Below are 21,345 nucleotides of genomic sequence, written 5' to 3'. Positions count from 1 at the left end.
ATTAAAAATTTAACAATTCTGACTTAATAAAATATGGGTTAAAACTATTCTCTTCCATTATATTATCACTTGCCTCTGCCTTGTATTGCTTATAATAAGTCCTTTCATTACCCGCATTATATACAATGCCCATATGGGCAGAGGTATTTACACGCGGTATATACCCTCTTCTCTTATACTTATAAGGAGGCAATGATACCTGAAACCGGAATCCTCCATTCGCCTTGGCATGCTCTGCCTTCATGGCATAAAAGCCGATTGAGCAATAACGGAAATGACGAATCATATCGAATCTGACCCCCTTTTCCTTCATTAGATACTGTTCAGCCTTCAGTGTGAACTGTGTATTAAATCGCGGCCAATAGAAATTTCCCCCCAAAGACCACGTCACACGCCATAATGAAGGATCATATTGGAACTTAAATCCGTCCCAACGTCCAGCTCCCGTATATCCTATTCTTGCCAACAAAGAAAAGCGCTCATCATTAAAGGGTCGAAAGAAATCTACATCAGCACCATATCGGTTGCCACTAAAATAACCTACTGAGAATTTACCAAAAACGTTATAAGGCAATCGAAAACGTTGTGAAAGAGTCAGAAACCCCGGATGAACCTTTCCTTCCCGAGCTCCATATCCATCATTATAAATTGGTATCTTCACTTGTGCCGTTAGTTTCATTCCTTTCCATAACGAAATTTCTATTGCAGGACTCAAATCAAACAAGACCTGATAAATCTGCGTAATAATCACGTTCTTGAAAGAGAATTCCGGATACACCAATATATCAATCTTGAACAAAGAGCTATTTTTCAACTTTATTTTCCGTGCATTCTTCCAAGTATCACCCAATTCATAGCTTACATTCCAGTCATCACGTTCTGCTTGGAGCACCGAATCACCCTTTATAGGATGATAATAAAGAGAAATCTGGGGTACATTATTATCCAGAACTATTATGCGGCATGACTTTTCTTCCGGAATACACCTGCTAACAAATGGGCTTTTTATCTAAAACACAGACAATCCTTTGCTTCTCTCCCTTTGTTTGTCTGCTGTTGCATAGGGAATTAATGACGCCTAACGGCCATGAACAACTCTGCTAATGGTCGTCAAGCGATTGCTTTATGGTCGTAAGCAGGGTTGTTCATGGCTGTTAGGTGTCACTAACTCCAAGGCTTTTACGGATGAAGTACGTAGCCCGCATCTATTGTGGATAGGGCGCAAATGTATTGTACAACAACTTAAAGGATATTAGACGGCATTATTCATAGCCGTGAGTTAGGAATCATCCGCTTGAACGGCTCACTCTCCCGGTACTTTTCATAGCCTCTGCGGAATGCCGAACTGATTGATTTATGTAGCTCTTGCGTAATATTATGCTAGTAAACAGATTGTTACTACAAAACTCAGGCGTTTCAGACAAGTGGAAGCTAAATTTGCTTCCACCTTTTCGGATTGCTTCCACCACAGGGCAAATGCCGATGGATAGGGGGATACAGGAGGTGGGTGGAAGTGTGGAAGCAAAGTGATGGAAAATAAATTTCCAGAGAAAGTTTCCGCCGTCATAGCAATAGCCACACTCTTGATAGTTTAATTGTTTCTGGCTTATTATTATATTTGTTCTTTCAGTAACGTGGCGTTCTATACTGTAAATATTTGATAGCTAATAAGGTAATTATAAAAAAGACAAGAGTGATAGAACATGAAAACAATTTTTAGGATTGACTTTTGTTACTGTTTTGTTACTACTAATAATAAACTGTATGTTTTTATTTAAAGAATATGAAAAAACAATTGAATTTAAAAGAGCCAATAAAGGTGAGAACAAAAAAATTGGTTAATGGATGCCAATCCATATATCTGGATATTTATATGAATGGAAGGCGACAATACGAATTCTTAAAGTTGTATATTATCCCTGAACATAATCAAGCTGATAAAAAAAGAAATGCCGAGACGCTAAATTTGGCAAATGCGATAAAGGCTCAGAAGATTTTGGAAATATATAATCAAGCTTACGGATTTAATCATAGCAGATTGTCCAATATGAAGCTGACTGGCTATATGAAATTAATAGCAGAACAAAGTGTGAACAATAGAGTACGGAAAAGTGCCATACATGCTGTTGTATGCCATTTGGAAAGGTATACTCCGAATGGAATATTGCTAAGAAAGGTGGACAAGACTTATTTGTTGGGTTTTATAGATTACTTGAAGAAAACAAAACAAGAACATTGTAAGAAGGAAAAGACATTACATGTTAACACCCAATTCTATTATTTGAAAACGCTGCGATACTGCTTGAACAGGGCCGTATCTGAAGATTATATAACTGTTAATCCGATGAATAAAATAAAGAATGAGGACAAACCAAAACGTAATCGAACAGAAAGGGATTATCTTACTATAAAGGAATTGACCAGATTGGTTCATACTCCTTTTTATAATATCTTATTAAGGAAAGCATTTCTATTCAGCTGTTTTTGTGGATTGAGGCATTGTGATATTATTGCATTGAGATGGGAAGATATACGCTATGATGAAAATGGCAATGCACTATTGAGTATTATTCAGAAGAAGACGAAAGAAGCCATATCGCTTCCACTCTGTTCGGAAGCCATAAAACATCTGCCAGACAGAGGAAATGCACCAGAAACGGAAAAGGTATTTGCCGGATTGGTCTCACTGGGACGAAGTAATGTGATTTTACACAAATGGGTTGAACAAGCTGGGATATCAAAGCATGTAACATTTCACACAGCGCGCCACACACATGCAACAATGATGCTGACATTGGGAGTAGATTTATATACAGTCTCCAAACTATTGGGACATACCAATATACAGACAACACAAATTTATGCAAAGCTTGTAGATGAAAGTAAAAAGAAGGCTATCGATTTAATTCCTAATATATCATAGGGGTTGGTTAAATGCGAAGTGCAATTTGTCATTCTCTTTAATTCTTGCAGATATTTCTTCTATTTATCCTTTCTACAGAGATAAGTGAGTTAGCCAAAACTGCTAAAAATGACTATTTGGCACAAAAAACAACATTCTGTATAACAATTACGTACAACTATATTAAGGATTTCAAGATAGCTAATATACTTCATATAAACAATCTGAGTCTTTATTAGGGGCTTTTGAGGAAAAAACAACATTATTTCGTTTTTTCATATAAAAATCTTTGGTATTATTAAAAATGTGTCTATTTTTGCACCATATTTTGTGTTATACGGACACAAAAAATGGTTGAAAAAGATGAGGTATAAAAACTCTAACATAAGAAAGTGCCTAACAACTAAAACAATAGCACAATGTGCAGCGTTCTTTTTATACTGTTTGCTTCCTTTGAAAGGGATTTGCCAAACGGGGGAAAGTACTGTAAATGCTTTAGTGAAAATGGGATTTGAAAATGTTGGATGGACAGAAGATGGCAATGAACGTGTTTATGTTCTGCAGAACTCTGCATATCGTTTGCAAGGTGTAGGCATAGGCAAAGCGGTGGATGTTATCCAAAAGATGGGTTTACCGGAAGAAAAGTCATGCCGAATAATAGTTCTGGACAATAATGTACCCCAGATTTCTCTTTATTATCATCCTATAAAGGGTGATTCGGTGCTCCAAGCAGAACGTGATGACTGGAATGTAAGCTATGAATTGGGTGATACTTGGAAGAATGCACGGAAAATAAAGTTGAAAAATAGCTCTTTGTTCAAGATTGATGTATTGGTGTATCCTCAATTAGCTTTCAAGAATCTGGTGATTACACAGATTTATCAGGTCTTGTTTGATTTGAGCCCTGCGATAGAGGTTTCGTTATGGAAAGGAATGAAACTAACGGCACAAGTGAAAATACCGGTTTATAATGATGGGTATGGAAAATATGAAGGTAAGGTTCATCCGGGAAATTTGACTCTTTCACAACGCTTCAGGTTGCCGTATAATGTGTTTGGCAAAGTGACTGTCGGATATTTTAATGCGGATCAATATGGATTTGATGTGGATTTTTTTAGGCCTTTTAATGATGAGAGATTTTCTTTATTGGCTCGAATAGGATATACTGGAACCGGATATTGGAATGGATTTAAATTGCATTATGATCCTTCTACATGGGTTGCTACTTGGTCTTTGGGGGGTAGCTTTTATTGGCCGCAGTTCAATACCCAGTTCACGCTGAAAGCTGAACAGTATCTAATGAAGGAAAAGGGGGTCAGATTTGAAATGGTTCGTCATTTCCGTTATTGCTCAATCGGCTTTTATGCCATGAAGGCAGAGCATGCTAAAGCGAATGGAGGATTCCGGTTTCAGGTGGCATTGCCTCCTTATAAGTATAAAAGGAAAGGATATGTACCGCGTGTAAATACCTCTGCCCATATGGGCATTGTATATAATGCGGGTAATGAAAGGACTTATTATAAGCAATACAAGGCAGAGGCAAGTGATAATATAATGGAAGAGAATAGTTTTAACCCATATTTTATTAAGTCAGAATTGTTAAATTTTTAATTAATTAATTGAGATGAAAAAGATTAAATTCTTAAACGGCATAAATGCAGTGTTTGCACTTGCCGTAGTAGCTTTGGCTACAGCTTTCACTTCTTGTGAAAAAGAAGAGTTCAATGTAAATATTGAGCCTATCAATGCGCAAGCTACTATCAGTCCGATTGTACTTGCTGTAGAGAATGGCGTTACAACTGATGTAACAAGTGTTGCTACGGTCACTATCAGTCCGTCAGCTACGTTTACTGGTAATCCTACTTTGGCAGCAACTACAGCTACGGTTACCGCTTCTTATAATGATATGAGTGTAGAAGTTAAAGTTGCTGTTCCTGCATTGCAAGCTGGCCAGTTTGCTTCTTTAACTCCGACTATTATTCTTCAAAAAGAAACAGCAGAAACAAAAATCGTTGTAGATCCTCAAGAATCTACAAATACTGAGAATAAGGAGGGTTTTGAAGATAATACGACAGATTACTATTACTATACAACAGGAAAATATCTTAATAAGTCAGGAAATAAGGTATTGGAAGATACAAAGGTGATCAATACAACAGATTTACTTGAAATCGGAGCTATTAATTCTTTCTTTAGTACTCTTAAAGATACTTATAAAGAGGAAGAAGTTGAGATAGATAAGGAAATTCCGGTTTATGCTCACTCTCGTACGATAATTAATGTCGCTTATACTGTTGTAACTACTGATTATAAGATTGTTAAAAAAGCTGATGCTAATACAAAAGCAGGGGAAGAAATTTTAGCTTCTATGAAGGTTAAAAATTTTGCGACTGCTTTAGGAGACATCCTGGTTGATCAACAGATTCCTGGTCACAATCACGCTCCTGCAGGTCATGGTCATGGCCATGGTCATGGTGGAGATAATGCTGGTGGCGGTATTGTTGTTGCTGATTAACAGAACGTTTAGTTGTTATTTATCTTAAACTAAAGAGAAAATGAAAAGTAAATTAATGATAGCCTCCTTACTATTGGCAGGCGCTTGTGCAGCAAATCTAAGTGCACAAGAAAAAACGAACTACTACACTCCGAAATGGAGCGATAATATTTTCGTGAGTGTAGGTGGTGGTATCCACGCCATCAACAATGACGGTTTCAATAAGATTGCTCCGCATTTCAGCGTATCAGTTGGTAAGTTGATTACTCCGACGTGGGGTGTACGTGCTCAGGTAAACGGTATTACTCAGCATCTGTGTTTGGATGATGCTTATTGGGAACACAACAAGACTTATGTAGGTGGTAACATTGATGCAATGATCAATCTTTCTACATTGTTCGCAGGCGTTAATCCTAACCGTTTCTTCGAAGTTTACGGTTTCTTGGGACCTCAAATTTCTGTAGCAAAATCTCAAAATGTGGATGTTACAATTAGTGCTGACGGTACTTCGCAGTCTATGACTCCTGCCGGTGAAGCTGAAATGCGTGCACGTATCGGTGCTTCTGCCGGTTTGGGCTTGAAGTTCAATATCAACACCAAGTGGGCTATTGACGTAGAAGCTCGCGGTGCTATCGCCCCGTCCATTTTCGGTAACATCAGCAGCCATCGCAAGGCTGAAGGTACAGGCATGCTGACCGCAGGTGTTAGCTACATCTTCGGTGGCAAGAAATTTGTGAAGGCTTCCAATATCGACGAAGATGCTATCAATGCGGAAATCAACAGATATAGAAGCGAACTGGCTCAGGCTCAGGCTGACCTGGCTAACTGCAAGAATGCACTGGCCAACGCTAAACCTGAAGTTAAGGAAGTGACTAAGGAAGTTGAAGTTGCAGGTCCGCGTGCTATCTTCTTCAAGATTGGCAGCGCCCGTCTGGACGACTATGGCAAGGTTAACATCCAGTTGGCTGCCAAGATTCTGAAGGCTAATCCGGATAGGAAGTACAAAGTTGCCGGTTATTGCGATAAGGCTACCGGTAGCGCTTCTTGGAACCAGAAGCTGTCTGAAAAGCGTGCTCAGGTTGTTTACGATGCTTTGATTGCAGAAGGTGTAAGTAAAGACCAACTTGAGCTCGTAGGATTCGGAGGTACTGAAAACATGTTCGGCAAGAACTTCCTGAACCGTGTAGTTATCCTGGAATAATAACTCCAAGTGACAAATAGACTCTAAAAATGAAGGCGTCTGGGACTCAGACGCCTTTTTTGGTACTATGTCCGATGCATGTTATAAAGCAATCCATTTTTTATCAGCGACTGAATTTATATGTGATGATGAAGTTTAAGCTATTCTTTATCGTTCTGTTTTGCAGCCTTTCCCTTTCGGCCTTTTCCCAGTTGACGTATGGTACGACCGGGCTGTTGCATGCACCCTCTGCGGAGATGCAGCGTGACAAGACTTTCATGGTTGGCGGTAACTTCCTGAACAAGGAGCTCACACCACCCACCTGGTACTATCATACCTACAACTATTTCTTGAGTGTAACTATCTTTCCCTTTCTGGAGATAGCCTACACGTGTACACTTTTCAAGGCAGAGGCGTTAGGATTGAAGCCATACGGGTACAGCGGATTCACGAACCAGGACCGTTACTTTTCCGCCCGTCTGCGTGTGTTGAAGGAGGGGCAGTTCTGGAAATACATGCCGGCTGTCGTGCTGGGGACGTCCGACCCGTTCACTTCCTCCGGAGGGGGGCAAGTCGGCACCACGGAAGGTAACGGATATTACAGCCGTTTCTACATTGCCGCCTCCAAGCATATACCCGTTGTGGGTAAAGAGGAGATTGGTGTCCATCTTTCCTACCTTTACAACAACCGCAAGGAGTACAAGCTGAATGGCTTTGCACTGGGTGTCACCTACAATCCGTCCTTCCATCCGCAGCTGAGGGTGATAGCGGAATATGACTCCAAGGACTTTGCCTTGGGAGCCACCTATCTGTTGTTCAAGCATCTGCATGTGCAGGTGGAAATGCAGAGGATGAAATATTTCAGTGGAGGGCTAACATACAAAATTCATCTGAAATAAGAAATAAGAAGTAACCCAAAGTCTCAGTGACTCCATTAAAAAAGCAGCTAAAGTATGACATCCAACTTTAACTGCTTTTATTCTAATATACCAATTTTACATTGTCAATCCACAACGAATTACCGGGAGAACCTATGTAAGCACCGCCATGGCTGGAGGTAAACTGTAACAACAAATGAGTAGGCACATCATCTTCCGTTCCCCAGGCAACCTCCTTAATAGGTACGCTCTCTCCTTTACTATTAACTGCATAGCGTTCTTCAACCTGAAGACGCATCATGTGGGCCTTGTACGCAGGGTCACCGGTGATATCACCGTACATGATGGAATAAGTGGCATTATTATGCCAATCGGTAGTAGTATAATATCGTACGACCATCGTTCCTACACGCTTGGCATAGATATTCCCCTTCTCATCTTCCCAACGCTTTTGCAGAAACAGATTCACTTCCGGGAAGTCCTTTCCCTCAACATCTGTGATACGGCTAAAGCCCGTTGCACGGATACGCTTCTCGCGGTCGGACATCTTTACTTTATAATCAAACTGTATGGCGATAGGTTTCTTTGTGAACGGTATGCCGGAATTCAGCATTTTCTGCGGATTTTTAGTCCCCTTGATAGGTTCGTGCACCTCACCCAGAAACATAGAGCCGGCAGCCAGCACCGTGATATCCACTATTCCAAAAACTTTCACACTCTCCATACGGGTGTCCATACGGGCGCAGAAACCATTCCCTCTCTTTTCCGGGAAAACAGAAGTATTAGTTTTCGTGATACCGGCTACCCGCGCCATCACATTGGATGTCGCCCACGGCGAACCTCCCATATTCTTGTATGCCTTGGTTTCAGTGATAGTAGCAGTAGGCCCGATGGCATACACATTCTTCGTGGCACCGCCGATAATACCGGATTCCTTGATTTGGCGGTCAATCCATTGATCCATATTTCCGAAAGGAATCATCTCTACCTCGTGCTGCTGCGCAGAAACGACTCCGCAACAAAGCATGGCAGACAGCACTCCCAACATACGAATTTTCTTTTGAATCATTTCTCTCATTGATAATTGACAATCATTATAAATCGTACTTCCACTGTTCCAGCGCAAAATTCCAGTTATCCTGAACCAACTGCACTGTACGCTCATCATACTTGTATTTATTCTTCTTATATCCTTTCTTTCCACCTACATACTTCTCAATATCGACACGCGCCTCTACAAAGCCCGGAATGGACAAAGCCTTGTAGATATATTCAGTCATTCCCATTGCATCCGCTTCGAAGTCCTCAAACTTCACCTCTATCAAGTTTCCTTCAGGAATGCATGCCTTGTCCGCTTCGTACTTATGATACAGTTTGGCATAAATGGACAAAATATTCTTCTCAAGCTCCTCATGACTGATATCCTGCAGTTTCAACGGCTGAATGGTGTTAGTAAAGAAACTACGTGTGCTTTCGAAAACAGTATAAGGATTACGCATCAGATAGATAAACTTGGCATTGGGGAACATCTTGACAAGCTCTTTCACACGTCCCGTATGAGGCGGATTCTTACTAAGAAACTGGGTTCCGTTCGTATTCCAAAGAGAAATCTTTATCAGTTTGACGAAAGTCTCCTCAAATACTTTCAGCTCTTTCTCTGTGATGTCATCAAACAGCAGGTATTTATCGGCATACTCTTGCTGATATTCGGGCAGGAACCAGAAATTATAATAGGTGTAGGGCATCATATTTGCCAAAGCAAACTCCTCTTCTTGCGGAAGGTCAACGGCAAGTTCCATATTGTCCGTGGGACGTTTGTCCGGCATCAACCAACTCATGTTCTTCTTGAAGAAAGGCTGCCCCCACATCATAAGATGCGGAAATACAGTCTGGTATGTCGTGTTGTAGCCGAAATGCTTGTCGCAGGAGAAAACATTATGCACAAACGTAGTCCCGCTACGCCAGTGTCCCAAAATGAATACCGGATCATGCTCCAAGGGCTTATCTGCCAGGAGCTTTTCATAGCGTCTGTCCTGCAGAGGAGCCAAAGTGGACAGCAGGCGGCAGACGGCTTTTGTCAGCCGATACTTGCCTTTGTAGGCAGCACCGATGTCACGACCGCCCGTTATATCCTTGAATGTTTTCCAATCCGCACCTACCAGGGTGTTTATCGGAAGCTTATTGAATTCTAACAATCCCATTATTATCTTTATATTAATATGTTATGGTTTTCTTCCGGTGATACCGAGAGAGAACTGCAATACTTATAAAGAAGTACTGCGCTCTATCCGTACAGCCACGCCCTGGCGTTCCAGCTCTTTCACAGCCTTTTCTATAGCTTCGTAATGTTCGGGAGCTATACCCAGCTTAGGCAAATTCAGTATAGGCAGGTCCTCAGCTAAGTGCATGTCCTTATCCTCCACCCTATCGATAATCATACCTACAGCACTGGTATTGTTGGTTATCGGGTCTATCAAGATAAACGAACCGGTAGCCTTATTCTGCCGATAAGGGTCAAAGAAAAGCTCTTTGGCAGTGGTCAGCACCACGCGCGCAATCTGATTGAGCTGCATCGGCAATGTTTCCTTGCTCAACTTTCCGTTGTCAATGGAAAGATGCTCCATCGTATTGACATCCACTTTATACTTGATGCTGTCGATGCGGGTGCGGCTTATATTGGTGGTCTGTTTGATGAAGAATGATTTGTTGATATCCATCGGCTCTTCATCCATCCAAACCAGCATCGTTTCAAAATTGCGGTCCATGACGGGCAGGTTATCCGGATGTACCAGCATTTCCCCTCTCGACACATCTATTTCGTCCTCCAAAGTCAAGGTGACGGACTGGGGCGGAAAGGCGTAATCCAATTCGCCGTCGTATGTAACTATACTCTTGATATGCGACTTCTTACCGGAAGGCAATGCCATCACTTCATCTCCCTTACGAATAATACCCGAAGCCACCTTACCGCAAAAACCACGGAAATCGAGATTGGGACGCAAGACGTATTGAACCGGGAAACGAAAATCCTTCAAATTATGGTCGTTGTCAATATGTACCGTCTCCAGAAAGTCAAGAAGTGAAATACCCTCATACCAAGGAGTACGTTCCGATTTCTCCACCACATTGTCGCCATCCAAAGCTGACAGCGGAATGCAGTTTACGTCAGGAATACCCAATGGAGCTATAAACTTCCGATATTCATCGACTATCTCATTAAAACGTTCTTCGGAAAAATCCACCAGGTCCATCTTATTGACAGCAAGCACCACATGCTTGATGCCAAGCAACGACACCAGAAAAGTATGCCGGCGCGTCTGCGTAATGACACCCATACGTGCATCCACCAGAATAATTGCCAAGTTAGCTGTAGAGCCCCCGGTAATCATGTTGCGTGTGTACTGCTCGTGTCCCGGAGTATCGGCAATGATAAACTTACGGTTGTTGGTCGAGAAGTAGCGGTATGCCACGTCGATGGTGATGCCTTGTTCGCGCTCTGCCTTCAAGCCGTCCAGCAAAAGGGCGTAGTCAATGTGGTCGCCGGCATTTCCCATGCGCTTGCTGTCGCGTTCCAGTGCGTCCAGCTGATCCTCATATAGTTTCTTGCTGTCGAACAACAGACGGCCTATCAATGTGGATTTTCCGTCATCCACAGAACCGGCAGTCAGTAAGCGCAATAAGTCTTTCTGCTCATCCTTATCAAGAAAAGCCTTTATATCAAGTGTAGAATCGTTCATCCTTAATGATTTAATTTTTAATTCTTAATTTTTAATTCCTTTAGAAGTATCCCTCGCGCTTCTTCTGCTCCATGCTTGCGTCTTGGTCGAAGTCAATGACACGGGTCGTCCGTTCACTCTTGGTGGTGGTCATCATTTCCTCGACAATCTTCTCGATGGTATCGGCATCGCTTTCCACAGCACCGGTCAACGGCCAGCAACCCAGCGTACGGAAACGCACCATACGCATCTTTATCTGGTCGCGGTACTGTTCCGGCAAGCGGTCGTCATCCGCCATTATCAGATTTCCGTCAATCTCCACACAAGGACGTTCCTTGGCAAAATACAACGGCACAATAGGAATATTTTCCAAACGTATATATTGCCAGATGTCCAGCTCCGTCCAATTACTTAACGGAAATACTCGGATACTCTCTCCTTTATGTACCCGGGCATTATAAATATCCCACAATTCGGGACGCTGATTTTTGGGGTCCCATTGATGGAACTTGTCACGGAAGGAGAAAATACGCTCTTTGGCACGTGACTTCTCCTCGTCGCGACGAGCACCACCGAATGCCGCATCAAACTTATACTTATCCAATGCGTGGAGCAAAGCCTGCGTTTTCATCAGGTCCGTATGCACCTTGCTGCCATGCGTAAAAGGCCCGACACCTGCATTGAAAGCTTCCATATTGCTTTCCACTATCAGGTTCCAACCATACTTCTTGGCATACTCGTCACGGAACTGTATCATCTCCTTAAACTTCCACTTGGAATCGATGTGCATCAACGGGAACGGCACTTTGCCGGGAGCAAACGCCTTTTCGGCCAAGCGCACCATAACCGAAGAATCCTTGCCGATACTATACAGCATCACCGGATTTTCAAACTCCGCTGCCACTTCACGGATAATATGAATGGACTCTGCTTCGAGTTCCTTCAAATGGCTCAATTTATATTCTTCTTTCATTATATCTTATTTCTTCTGAATTCTTGGTAAAATGAGTTCCAACAGTTTATTGACCGATTCTTCCAGGCTGAGAACAGAGGTATCCAACGTCAGAGCCGGATGAGCCGGTTCCTCAAAAGGCGCGGAAATACCTGTAAAATTCTTGATTTCTCCCTTACGTGCCTTGGCATAAAGTCCCTTCACGTCACGGCGTTCACACTCTTCAAGCGGGGTACTGACATAAACTTCCAGAAAATCGTCTTGTCCGATAATATCAGCCGCCATTTCACGAATATCGTTATTAGGACTGATAAAAGCCGCGATTGTTATAACACCCGTATCAAGAAAGAGTTTGGAAACTTCGGCTATACGCCGGATATTCTCCACACGGTCGGCCTCCGTAAAACCGAGGTTATTGTTGATGCCACTGCGGATGTTGTCACCATCCAGGATACGGCAAAGCAATCCTCTTTTATGAAGTTCGCGCTCCAAGGCAATGGCTATCGTACTTTTGCCGGAGCCGCTCAAACCGGTAAACCAAACCATCACGCTGTGCTGCTTCAACAAGTCTTCTTTGTCTTTCCGCATCAGCATTTTGTCAAATATCGGATATATGTGGTTGTTTTCTTCCATATGTTATTATTTCTTCTTTTTTTAAAATGGCCAAATTAAAGGAATCAAGAAAATGGATATCAGGAAAGTAATGATATTCAAAGGTAACCCGATGCGTACAAAATCCGTGAACTTATAGTTACCGATACCTTGTACAATCAAATTAGTCTGATACCCTATAGGAGTGGAGAAGCTGGCAGAAGCCGCCATACAAATTACAACGAAGAAAGGCATCGGACTGACTCCCATCTGTGAAGAGATGGAAAGTGCCAACGGGAAAGCGAGTGCCGCGGCCGCATTGTTCGTAATCAGTTCTGTAAACAAGTTCGTTATGATAAACACAGCAGCCAGCAACACGTGGGGGCCATAATGATGGCTCATGCCTATAATGAAACGCGCCACAGCATCTGCCACTCCGGAATTCACCATCGCCTTGCTGATAGCAAAAGCACAAGCAATCGTTATCAGAATATCCCAAGATATATATTTGGTATACTTGCGGGCCGGAAATATCTTTGTCCAGGCCATAATGATAGTAGTAATGGAAACGAAGAAAAACATATCCAACTTGATTTCCGGAAAAGCTTCCTTGACAACCGGAAGTTCACCAACCGTTGCACCCACTATCATCAATATCAGCAAAACCAAGGCAAACCAGCGCTTTCCCTTTCCGGGCACCGGTTCCGTATCCTTGCCATTGGCCAGCAACACGAACACCGAAGATTCCCCCCAGGTCTTTACAAAAGAGTCATCAGCCATCACCACCAGCGTATCCCCTTCGCGGAGATATTCATTTTCCAGATTTCCGACAATGCTCTGACCGCTACGCTTAATCTCCTTCACTTCGGCCCCATAATGCCGCTTGAAGTTAAAATCACCAAGTTTCTTGTTGATACCGGGAAAACGGGCGCCGAGTACAGCTTCCACCCGATGTAAATCTCCATGCTCCTCCGGTTCCTCATCCAGCTTTACCGCATCCGTACGAACATCCGGCAAAAGCCTTGAGGAAAAAGCGAACAGATAAAGGATGCCTGCAATCGCGACGAAAATGCCCACTTTACCCAACTCGAACATAGTAAAGCCTTCATATCCGGCTTCCAATATCATACCATGCACCACCAGATTGGTCGACGTCCCTATCAGGGTGCAGATTCCGCCAAGTATCGTCACATAAGAAAGGGGTATAAGGAACTTGGTAGCAGGCAATTTTACAGATTCGGCCCAACGCTTGATAATGGGAGCAAAGATAACAACCACCGGAGTATTGTTTAGAAAAGCTGAAATAAAAGCAATGGTGGGCAACATACGGAACTGCGCTTTAAAGACCGTAGTCTTACCTTGGGGAAGCAGCTTCTTGATTACTTGCCCCAAAGCACCCGACTGCCTGATGCCTTCACTGACCAAAAACAGCATGGCAACAGTCATCATCCCCTTATTACTGAACCCTTCCAGCATCTCCTTAGGAGTGAGGATACCTGCACACAAGAACAATACTACGACAGAAAAGAGCACCATGCCCGGACGCATTTTATCCAGAACCAAGGCAATCACCATGCCCAACAATGCCAGCAGCACAAACAATATCTCAAATGTCATAAAGTCGTTATTTTATTTCAGTATGCTTGGGTTCTACGATAAACCACGGATTCAGCAAATCCTCCTTATTATATTGCAAAGGTTCTTCCTTCCCCGCCTGATAAATTTCCATTCCGGCAGCACGTGCAATAGCATGCCCAGCCGCCGTATCCCATTCCATCGTAGGGGCAAAACGAGGATATACATCAGCCTTGCCTTCAGCTACCAGACAAATCTTGATGGAACTTCCACTTGATATAAGCTCAACTTCCGCATGGCTGCATTTCATTTTCTCGATATAATCTTCTGTCTCGGGCGTCAGATGCGAACGGGAAGCCACAATTACAAACCGTTCGTGCACGCTTGTTTCCGGCAGCCGGACAGCTTTCACAAGCAGTTCATCCCACGACATTCCATCACGTGCAGTAATACCAGATAGCTTATAAGCACCCGAATCATGCACTCCAAAATAGAGCTCCTTTTTTACCGGCACATAAATGACTCCCATTACCGGTACTGAGTGATGCACCAAAGCTATATTCACTGTGAACTCACCGTTCCTCTTGATGAACTCCTTCGTACCGTCCAAAGGGTCTACAATCCATAAAGTTTCCCAACTCCGTCGTTCCGAAAAAGGCAAATGTTTGCCTTCCTCGCTTAGCAGAGGGAAAGGTGTATCAGCCAAAAAACGGCAGATAGTTTCATGAGCCTTACGGTCGGCAATAGTAAGAGGAGAATTATCCGCTTTTTTTTCTACCTGAAAATCCGATGCCGGATCATCGTAAATGGAAAGAATTTTCTCGCCAGCCTGCAAAGCGGCATCAATCGCATTCAGTATATATCGTCGTTCCATACTATATTCTTCTCAAAGATAAGGCACAAAATTAAAAACTTTTTCAGGTCTAAAAGTTTCCACCTCTTGTTTTATAACTTCTTTTAAACGAAAGAGAGAATATTATAAGCACTTTTCACAATCAGGAAAATCAATCCGGAGCAGAGAAAAATAGAGTGAAATATTCACGAAGGAAGAGGAACTAAAGAGACTGTGACAACATGAGTTTATCTGGGTCTTTTCTCAATTAGTCCGTTAGTTCACAGTACTGAACACTTTGTTTCACTGCTTAAAAACAAGTTGTTTCCTTTAATGAAACAAACTGTTCTGTTAAAGGAAACACTTTGTTTTGCCAAACCAAACACGCGACAGCGCCAGCCTTCACATTCTTTCGGCATATCATGAAAAAGGCAGTAACTTCGCAGTTACTGCCTCATCTTGAAAGGAAACATACATTCCTTTCTGTTATGAATTACCAAAAAGAATTCTATTAATTGACGCTATACAGCAACCATGCCTTCTGGAAGTCATCATTCGAAGGATGTTTAGCTTTGAAAGAGTCGCGCAGATTCTCGGCGGATGCTCTGTCATCGAATGTACCGATAACTACACGATACAGATTTCTTTCTGCATTGTAAACCACCATTGCAGTATAACCTTCATTCACCAATGCCTGCTTCACACCTTCCGCATTAGCTTTCACGCTATAAGCTCCGCAAACTACACTAAAGGTTTTCAAGCTGGTACCACCTGATACCACAGTCACCTTTTCCTGACGCATGCCGGCAGGTGCACTTTCCACCACCTTTACTTCTACTGGAGCGGTAACCACTGGAGCCACCTCTTCAGCAGGGACAGTTGTTTGCGGCTCGGCCAATTCCTGCTGTTTTGCCTTTTCATATGCTTTCTTATAAGCACTTTCACTTGATTTACAAGAAGAGAATGCCAGAGCTATGCATACTCCCATTCCCAATACGGCTAATTTTTTCATCTTTTCTATTGTTTTTATTAGTAAAATCGTCTATTCTTATTCTTTATCTCAAAATTTCCGAAAAATAGATTTCGTACCCTCATATTCCAAACGCAATGAAGAGTAGGACAAATCTTCTACTTTAAAGGTACATTTTCCTTCCGGCCACCCGAAATAAGTATCATAATTTTTATCGTTAACGCTTTCAGGCAACAAAATAATGGAAATTTCAGCACCTTTCAAAGAATAATTTCCAAAAAACGTAGTCAACCCTCCATCTTTCAACAAACATATGGCAGAAAAACTTCCTTTTTGAAAATTATAGAATACACTGTCCACCTTCTCTGATGTACCGTCGGCATATTGATACTGACGCAACTGCCACTTACCGGCCAAGTCACCCCCACCATTCATGCAAGCGGTCAAAGTACAAGCCACCAATACAATCCAAAGATATTTTAAATGCAATTTCATCATTTTTCCATGCCACTATCTAAATATGGAACAAAAGTACACCATAACATGCGATTATACCTCAGCATCCTTAGTTAAATATAATTAAACCCCTCCATAAAAAGAGATTTCCCGGAAGACTTGACGTATATTTGCCAAATATAAACAGGGCATGAGGCTCACTTAATTGATTACATGACATTTGAAAATTTGAATTTGATAGAACCTATATTGAAGGCTCTTCAAGAAGAGGGGTATTCCACCCCTACCCCAATCCAGGAAAAATCGATCCCTATATTACTTCAAGGAAAAGACTTATTAGGATGTGCTCAAACCGGAACAGGCAAAACCGCCGCATTTTCCATCCCTATCTTGCAAAAGTTATATAAAACGGATAATCGCAAAAGTATCAAAGCACTCATTCTGACGCCGACCCGCGAGTTGGCCATACAGATAGGAGAATCCTTCAGTGCATACGGTAAGTATACCGGACTGAGACATGCCGTCATCTTCGGCGGTGTAGGACAAAAGCCACAGACAGATGAACTGAAACGTGGAGTACAAATACTGGTTGCAACTCCCGGACGACTGCAAGACCTGGTCAACCAAGGTTTCATTAACCTAAAAGCACTCGAATTCTTCGTATTGGACGAAGCAGACCGGATGCTGGACATGGGATTCATACATGATATCCGACGCATATTAAAGCTATTGCCCGCAAAACGGCAGACTCTCTTCTTTTCGGCCACAATGCCTCCGGAAATAGAGACCTTGGCAAACTCCATGCTGACGCACCCCGAGAAAGTGGAAGTCACCCCTGCATCGTCTACGGTTGACACAATCTCCCAATCAGTCTATTTCGTTGAGAAAAAAGAGAAAAAAGACTTACTGATTCATCTGCTGAAGAATCCGGCTATCAAGTCCGTACTTATCTTCACCAGAACTAAATATGGAGCAGACAAACTTGCACGTACCCTTAGTAAGTCCGGAATAAGAGCCGAAGCCATACATGGAAACAAGTCGCAGAATGCCCGACAGCGAGCACTGACCGGCTTTAAGAACCATGAACTGCGTGTACTGATAGCAACCGATATTGCAGCACGAGGTATCGACGTGGACCAACTATCACACGTCATCAACTATGAGTTGCCCAACATTCCGGAAACATACGTGCACCGTATCGGACGAACCGGACGTGCCGGCCACGACGGTATTGCCCTCTCCTTTTGCGAATCGGAAGAACTGCCTTACCTGAAAGATATCCAAAAATTGATAGGGAAAAGTATCCCAGTAATAAAAGAACACCCATTTGTCACCGCCGATGGTTTAAAAGCCCAGAAAATCAAGACTGAAGAAATTAAGGCCAAAACCAAGGAAAACAAAATCTATCGCGGGAGCCGTACGAATGGAGACTTTTGGAGAAGAAAAAAGCAAACCTCGCAAAACAACACCCCAAAAGGAGTTGGAAGATAAAGACAATCATAAAAAAACTGATATTCCGAACAAAGTTTCAAAAAAATTTGTTAGTTTTGTCGTACGAACCTCAAAAAAGAAAGGAATATCATTATGAAAGGATTAAATGTTTTAGCAGCTTTCCTGGGTGGCGCCGCAGTAGGTGCAGCCCTCGGTATCTTATTTGCTCCTGAAAAAGGAGAAGACACCCGTAACAAAATCGCAGAAATTCTCCGTAAGAAAGGGATTCGTCTGAACCGAAGCGAAATGGAAGACTTGGTAGATGAAATTGCTGCGGAAATCAAAGGTGAGGTAACGGAATAAGGTAAAAAACAGAACCACTATGTTTGCAGACGACAAAAGTATAGAAAATATGCAGCAGCTCTTCATTGAATTCAAGAAATACCTGGAGCTGCAAAAAGAATATACCAAACTGGAAGTCACCGAAAAACTATCCAAACTGCTTTCTACACTTTTATTGGTGCTATTGGTCGTCATACTCGGCGTAGTGGTTCTGTTTCATCTGTCGTTTACGCTGGTCTATATCTTAGCTCCGCTGGTAGGCGGGCTAATGATGAGTTTTGCACTTATCACGTGCTTCCATATCCTACTCATCGTTCTGCTTGTCCTATTCCGCAAAAAGCTCATTATTGATCCGACAGTAAAACTTATCGCAGAATTATTCTTAGACAATTAATTCGAAATATTCATGGATAATACGACCAATACGACTCCCGTCACTTTAGAAAGCATCGCCCAGAAAAAAGCCATGCTGCTACAAGAAATACGACTCCAGAAAGAAATCATGACTGGGCTTACACAAGAAATTTTTGCTCCGCTGGAACCAGCTACCAACAAGGCAAATGCCATGATGAGAGCATTCAACACGGGTATGGCTGTTTTTGACGGTATAGTATTGGGGGTAAAGGTAATGAAGAAATTCAGAAAAATATTTGGAAGAAAGAGATAGAATATCGGATAAAAAAAGAGGGGATGGCCATAACAGTCATCCCCTCTTTTTTATCCGATATAGTCTGAGCACTTTTATACGTACGTCTCAAGCAACTTCACTGCTCCTTCAGGCACAATCGTCACTTCTTGGGTTGCAGCTGGCAGCAGGATTGTTTCGCCCGCTTGTACGGAAACTTCATTCTTCTCATTATCAATAATACGGCAAGAACCCTCCACACAAATAAAAATAACAAAAGAATCCAGTTCAGAATAGTCACAAGTGATTTCTTCCGTCATGTCATAGATGGAAGTCGTGAAATACGGGCTTGCCACCATTTCTACCGGTTCATTCTGAACCTGCTCGTACTCCGTACGAAAATCGTCCTGCACATCTGCAAAATTAATGGCATCAATGGCCTGGCTTGTATGCAGTTCTCTTGATTTACCATCCTTATCCTTACGATTGTAATCAAAAATACGGTAAGTGATATCCGACGTTTGCTGTATTTCTGCTACAAAAGCTCCCGCACCGATTCCATGTACCCGACCTGCAGGCACATAAAACACATCGCCCGGTTTAATGGCGCAAGTCTGCAGAACATCCGCAAACGTACCATTATACACTCGTTCCTTATATTCTTTCGGAGTAATCTGCTCTGCAAAACCGGAAATCAGCTTGGCACCCTGGTCAGCAGCAATAACATACCACATTTCATTTTTACCAAAACTGTTATGACGTTTCTTAGCCAACTCGTCACCCGGGTGTACCTGAATCGACAAGTCCAACTTGGCATCAATAAACTTTATCAATAAAGGAAACTTATTTCCGAAACGTGCATAGTTGGCTTCTCCTACCAGGTCTTCCTTATATTTTCTGACCATATCCGGCAGCGTCAATCCTTTGTCTGCACCATTGGCCACTATAGACTCACTGCCTTCTACTGCCGACACTTCCCAACTCTCGCCTACATTGGCAAGGGTATCATTCAAATGTTTGAATGGAATAATCTTGTCGCCTCCCCAAAGCGTCTGCTTCAGAATAGGCTCAAATTTTAGAGGATACATTCGTTGTTTTTATTAGAACTTTCTGTTAATGATGTGATTTTTTTAGATTCCGGGGGCAAACATACAAAAAATATCAATTTGTATTCCATTTGTTAAACGCTAAACTTTCCTAAAATGTTCTCCACATTTCCTTCCAATTACTTGGGGGAACAAAAGAATTTCTTTTTATTTGCAAGAAATTTAATTAATACCATGGATATGATAAACACTACTCCAACAGAAAGTAATTTGTCCGGTTTGAACCAAAAAGACTTTCAAAAGGATATAAATAACAAAAAGACAGATTTGTTTATCCTGAAGAATGCCCAGGGAATGGAAGTTGCAGTTACTAATTACGGCTGTGCAATACTTTCCATCATGGTACCCGACAAAAATGGCAAATATGCCAATGTTGTATTAGGACACGACAGTATTGAACATGTAATCAACAGCCCGGAACCTTTTCTAAACACTACCATCGGACGCTACGGTAACCGGATAGCTAAAGGAAAGTTTACTTTATACGGCGAAGAGCACCAATTGGCAATCAACAATGGTCCCAACTCACTGCATGGTGGTCCGACTGGTTTTCATACCCGTGTATGGGATGCTGTCCAGCCAGAGCCATCAACAGTCATCTTCAACTACACATCCGCTGACGGCGAAGAGGGCTTCCCCGGAAATCTCGAAGTAGAAATGACTTATCGCCTGGAGGATGAGACCAATGCTCTGGTCATCGAATACCGGGCTACTACCGATAAAGCCACCATCGTCAATCTGACCAATCACGGTTTCTTCAATCTTGCCGGTATAGCCAATCCCTCCCCTACAGTCTTAAACAATATCGTTACCATCAACGCAGATTTTTATGTACCCATCGATGAAGTATCCATTCCTACCGGAGAGATATTGAAGGTAGAAGGTACTCCTATGGATTTCCGTACTCCCCATACTCTTGGTGAACGAATTGATGAGAAACATACACAAATTGTGAATGGCGCAGGATATGACCATTGCTATGTACTGAACAAGACTGAAAGTGGAGAGCTGAGCCTTGCAGCCACCTGCATAGAGCCCAACAGCGGGCGAACGATGGAAGTATATACCACTGAAAATGGCGTCCAGCTCTACACAGGAAACTGGCTCGGGGGCTTTGAAGGTGCCCATGGAGCCACTTTCCCTGCAAGAAGTGCAGTCTGCTTTGAGGCCCAGTGTTTTCCCGATACGCCCAACAAGTCCCATTTTCCGTCGGCAGTATTGCTACCGGGTGATGAGTACCAGCAAGTGACAATCTACAAGTTTGGTGTACAAGAATGAAATAACTAATCCAATTT

20 protein-coding genes and 1 pseudogene are annotated in these 21,345 nt (G+C 42.5%); 10 read left to right on the top strand and 11 right to left on the bottom strand.

Annotated features, from left to right (window positions below):
- Position 1: 1 nt before the first annotated feature.
- Positions 2–982: pseudogene (locus DXD78_RS02490) on the bottom strand (hypothetical protein); the annotation flags it as partial.
- 801 nt (positions 983–1,783) lie between these two features.
- On the opposite strand from DXD78_RS02490, the gene DXD78_RS02480 reads away from it, so the two are divergent.
- From DXD78_RS02480 to DXD78_RS02460, 5 genes are all read left to right on the top strand, one after another.
- The gene (locus tag DXD78_RS02480) at positions 1,784–2,923 is read left to right on the top strand and encodes a site-specific integrase (RefSeq protein WP_009036838.1); all 1,140 of its coding nucleotides are present in this window, start codon (positions 1,784–1,786) and stop codon (positions 2,921–2,923) included.
- A gap of 342 nt (positions 2,924–3,265) precedes the next feature.
- On the top strand, positions 3,266–4,513 hold the full coding sequence (locus DXD78_RS02475) for a hypothetical protein (RefSeq protein WP_117652475.1): 1,248 nt from the start codon (positions 3,266–3,268) through the stop codon (positions 4,511–4,513).
- Between the two features lie 13 nt (positions 4,514–4,526).
- A complete protein-coding gene (locus DXD78_RS02470; RefSeq protein ID WP_009036836.1) occupies positions 4,527–5,417 on the top strand; it encodes a DUF3869 domain-containing protein in 891 nt (296 codons plus the stop codon).
- A gap of 40 nt (positions 5,418–5,457) precedes the next feature.
- The gene (locus DXD78_RS02465) at positions 5,458–6,597 is read left to right on the top strand and encodes an OmpA family protein (protein ID WP_034528676.1); all 1,140 of its coding nucleotides are present in this window, start codon (positions 5,458–5,460) and stop codon (positions 6,595–6,597) included.
- A gap of 125 nt (positions 6,598–6,722) precedes the next feature.
- Positions 6,723–7,475 (top strand): YjbH domain-containing protein, encoded by a 753-nt coding sequence (locus tag DXD78_RS02460; protein ID WP_035448036.1) that lies wholly within the window; start codon positions 6,723–6,725, stop codon positions 7,473–7,475.
- 82 nt (positions 7,476–7,557) lie between these two features.
- Here the strand turns inward: DXD78_RS02460 and DXD78_RS02455 are convergent, their stop codons facing one another.
- The 9 genes from DXD78_RS02455 to DXD78_RS02415 form a co-directional block, all read right to left on the bottom strand.
- Positions 7,558–8,523, bottom strand: coding sequence for a PCMD domain-containing protein (locus DXD78_RS02455; protein ID WP_034528670.1), 966 nt, complete (start codon positions 8,521–8,523; stop codon positions 7,558–7,560).
- A gap of 25 nt (positions 8,524–8,548) precedes the next feature.
- A complete protein-coding gene (locus DXD78_RS02450) occupies positions 8,549–9,655 on the bottom strand; it encodes a sulfotransferase (RefSeq protein WP_009036831.1) in 1,107 nt (368 codons plus the stop codon).
- A 63-nt stretch (positions 9,656–9,718) separates the two neighbouring features.
- A complete protein-coding gene (gene cysN, locus DXD78_RS02445; protein WP_005826555.1) occupies positions 9,719–11,191 on the bottom strand; it encodes a sulfate adenylyltransferase subunit CysN in 1,473 nt (490 codons plus the stop codon).
- 40 nt (positions 11,192–11,231) lie between these two features.
- A complete protein-coding gene (gene cysD, locus DXD78_RS02440) occupies positions 11,232–12,143 on the bottom strand; it encodes a sulfate adenylyltransferase subunit CysD (protein WP_005826557.1) in 912 nt (303 codons plus the stop codon).
- 6 nt (positions 12,144–12,149) lie between these two features.
- Positions 12,150–12,755: an adenylyl-sulfate kinase gene (gene cysC, locus DXD78_RS02435; protein ID WP_005836053.1), complete on the bottom strand. Its 606-nt coding sequence runs from the start codon at positions 12,753–12,755 to the stop codon at positions 12,150–12,152.
- A 21-nt stretch (positions 12,756–12,776) separates the two neighbouring features.
- Positions 12,777–14,330 carry an SLC13 family permease gene (locus DXD78_RS02430; protein ID WP_005826561.1) on the bottom strand — a complete coding sequence of 518 codons (1,554 nt, stop codon included), beginning with the start codon at positions 14,328–14,330 and terminating at the stop codon, positions 12,777–12,779.
- 7 nt (positions 14,331–14,337) lie between these two features.
- Positions 14,338–15,162 (bottom strand): 3'(2'),5'-bisphosphate nucleotidase CysQ, encoded by an 825-nt coding sequence (gene cysQ / locus DXD78_RS02425; protein ID WP_005836050.1) that lies wholly within the window; start codon positions 15,160–15,162, stop codon positions 14,338–14,340.
- A 469-nt stretch (positions 15,163–15,631) separates the two neighbouring features.
- Positions 15,632–16,132 (bottom strand): SPOR domain-containing protein, encoded by a 501-nt coding sequence (locus tag DXD78_RS02420; protein ID WP_009036830.1) that lies wholly within the window; start codon positions 16,130–16,132, stop codon positions 15,632–15,634.
- Between the two features lie 48 nt (positions 16,133–16,180).
- The gene (locus DXD78_RS02415; protein ID WP_172685027.1) at positions 16,181–16,585 is read right to left on the bottom strand and encodes a lipocalin-like domain-containing protein; all 405 of its coding nucleotides are present in this window, start codon (positions 16,583–16,585) and stop codon (positions 16,181–16,183) included.
- 174 nt (positions 16,586–16,759) lie between these two features.
- Between DXD78_RS02415 and DXD78_RS02410 the strand changes: the two genes are divergently transcribed.
- The 4 genes from DXD78_RS02410 to DXD78_RS02395 all read left to right on the top strand — a co-directional run bounded on the left by DXD78_RS02410 (position 16,760) and on the right by DXD78_RS02395 (position 18,986).
- On the top strand, positions 16,760–18,037 hold the full coding sequence (locus DXD78_RS02410) for a DEAD/DEAH box helicase (RefSeq protein ID WP_005826566.1): 1,278 nt from the start codon (positions 16,760–16,762) through the stop codon (positions 18,035–18,037).
- 93 nt (positions 18,038–18,130) lie between these two features.
- Positions 18,131–18,340, top strand: a complete 210-nt coding sequence (locus DXD78_RS02405) for a YtxH domain-containing protein (RefSeq protein ID WP_005826568.1) — start codon at positions 18,131–18,133, stop codon at positions 18,338–18,340.
- 19 nt (positions 18,341–18,359) lie between these two features.
- On the top strand, positions 18,360–18,713 hold the full coding sequence (locus DXD78_RS02400) for a phage holin family protein (protein ID WP_005826569.1): 354 nt from the start codon (positions 18,360–18,362) through the stop codon (positions 18,711–18,713).
- 12 nt (positions 18,714–18,725) lie between these two features.
- On the top strand, positions 18,726–18,986 hold the full coding sequence (locus tag DXD78_RS02395; protein WP_005826570.1) for a hypothetical protein: 261 nt from the start codon (positions 18,726–18,728) through the stop codon (positions 18,984–18,986).
- A 74-nt stretch (positions 18,987–19,060) separates the two neighbouring features.
- Here the strand turns inward: DXD78_RS02395 and DXD78_RS02390 are convergent, their stop codons facing one another.
- Positions 19,061–20,032 (bottom strand): type I phosphomannose isomerase catalytic subunit, encoded by a 972-nt coding sequence (locus DXD78_RS02390; RefSeq protein ID WP_005836045.1) that lies wholly within the window; start codon positions 20,030–20,032, stop codon positions 19,061–19,063.
- A gap of 198 nt (positions 20,033–20,230) precedes the next feature.
- Between DXD78_RS02390 and DXD78_RS02385 the strand changes: the two genes are divergently transcribed.
- A complete protein-coding gene (locus tag DXD78_RS02385; RefSeq protein ID WP_034528954.1) occupies positions 20,231–21,328 on the top strand; it encodes an aldose epimerase family protein in 1,098 nt (365 codons plus the stop codon).
- Positions 21,329–21,345: the final 17 nt, after the last annotated feature.

Source organism: Bacteroides sp. D20, assembly GCF_003436255.1.
GTDB classification, from domain to species: domain Bacteria; phylum Bacteroidota; class Bacteroidia; order Bacteroidales; family Bacteroidaceae; genus Bacteroides; species Bacteroides uniformis.
This window is presented reverse-complemented; position numbering and strand designations above follow the sequence as displayed.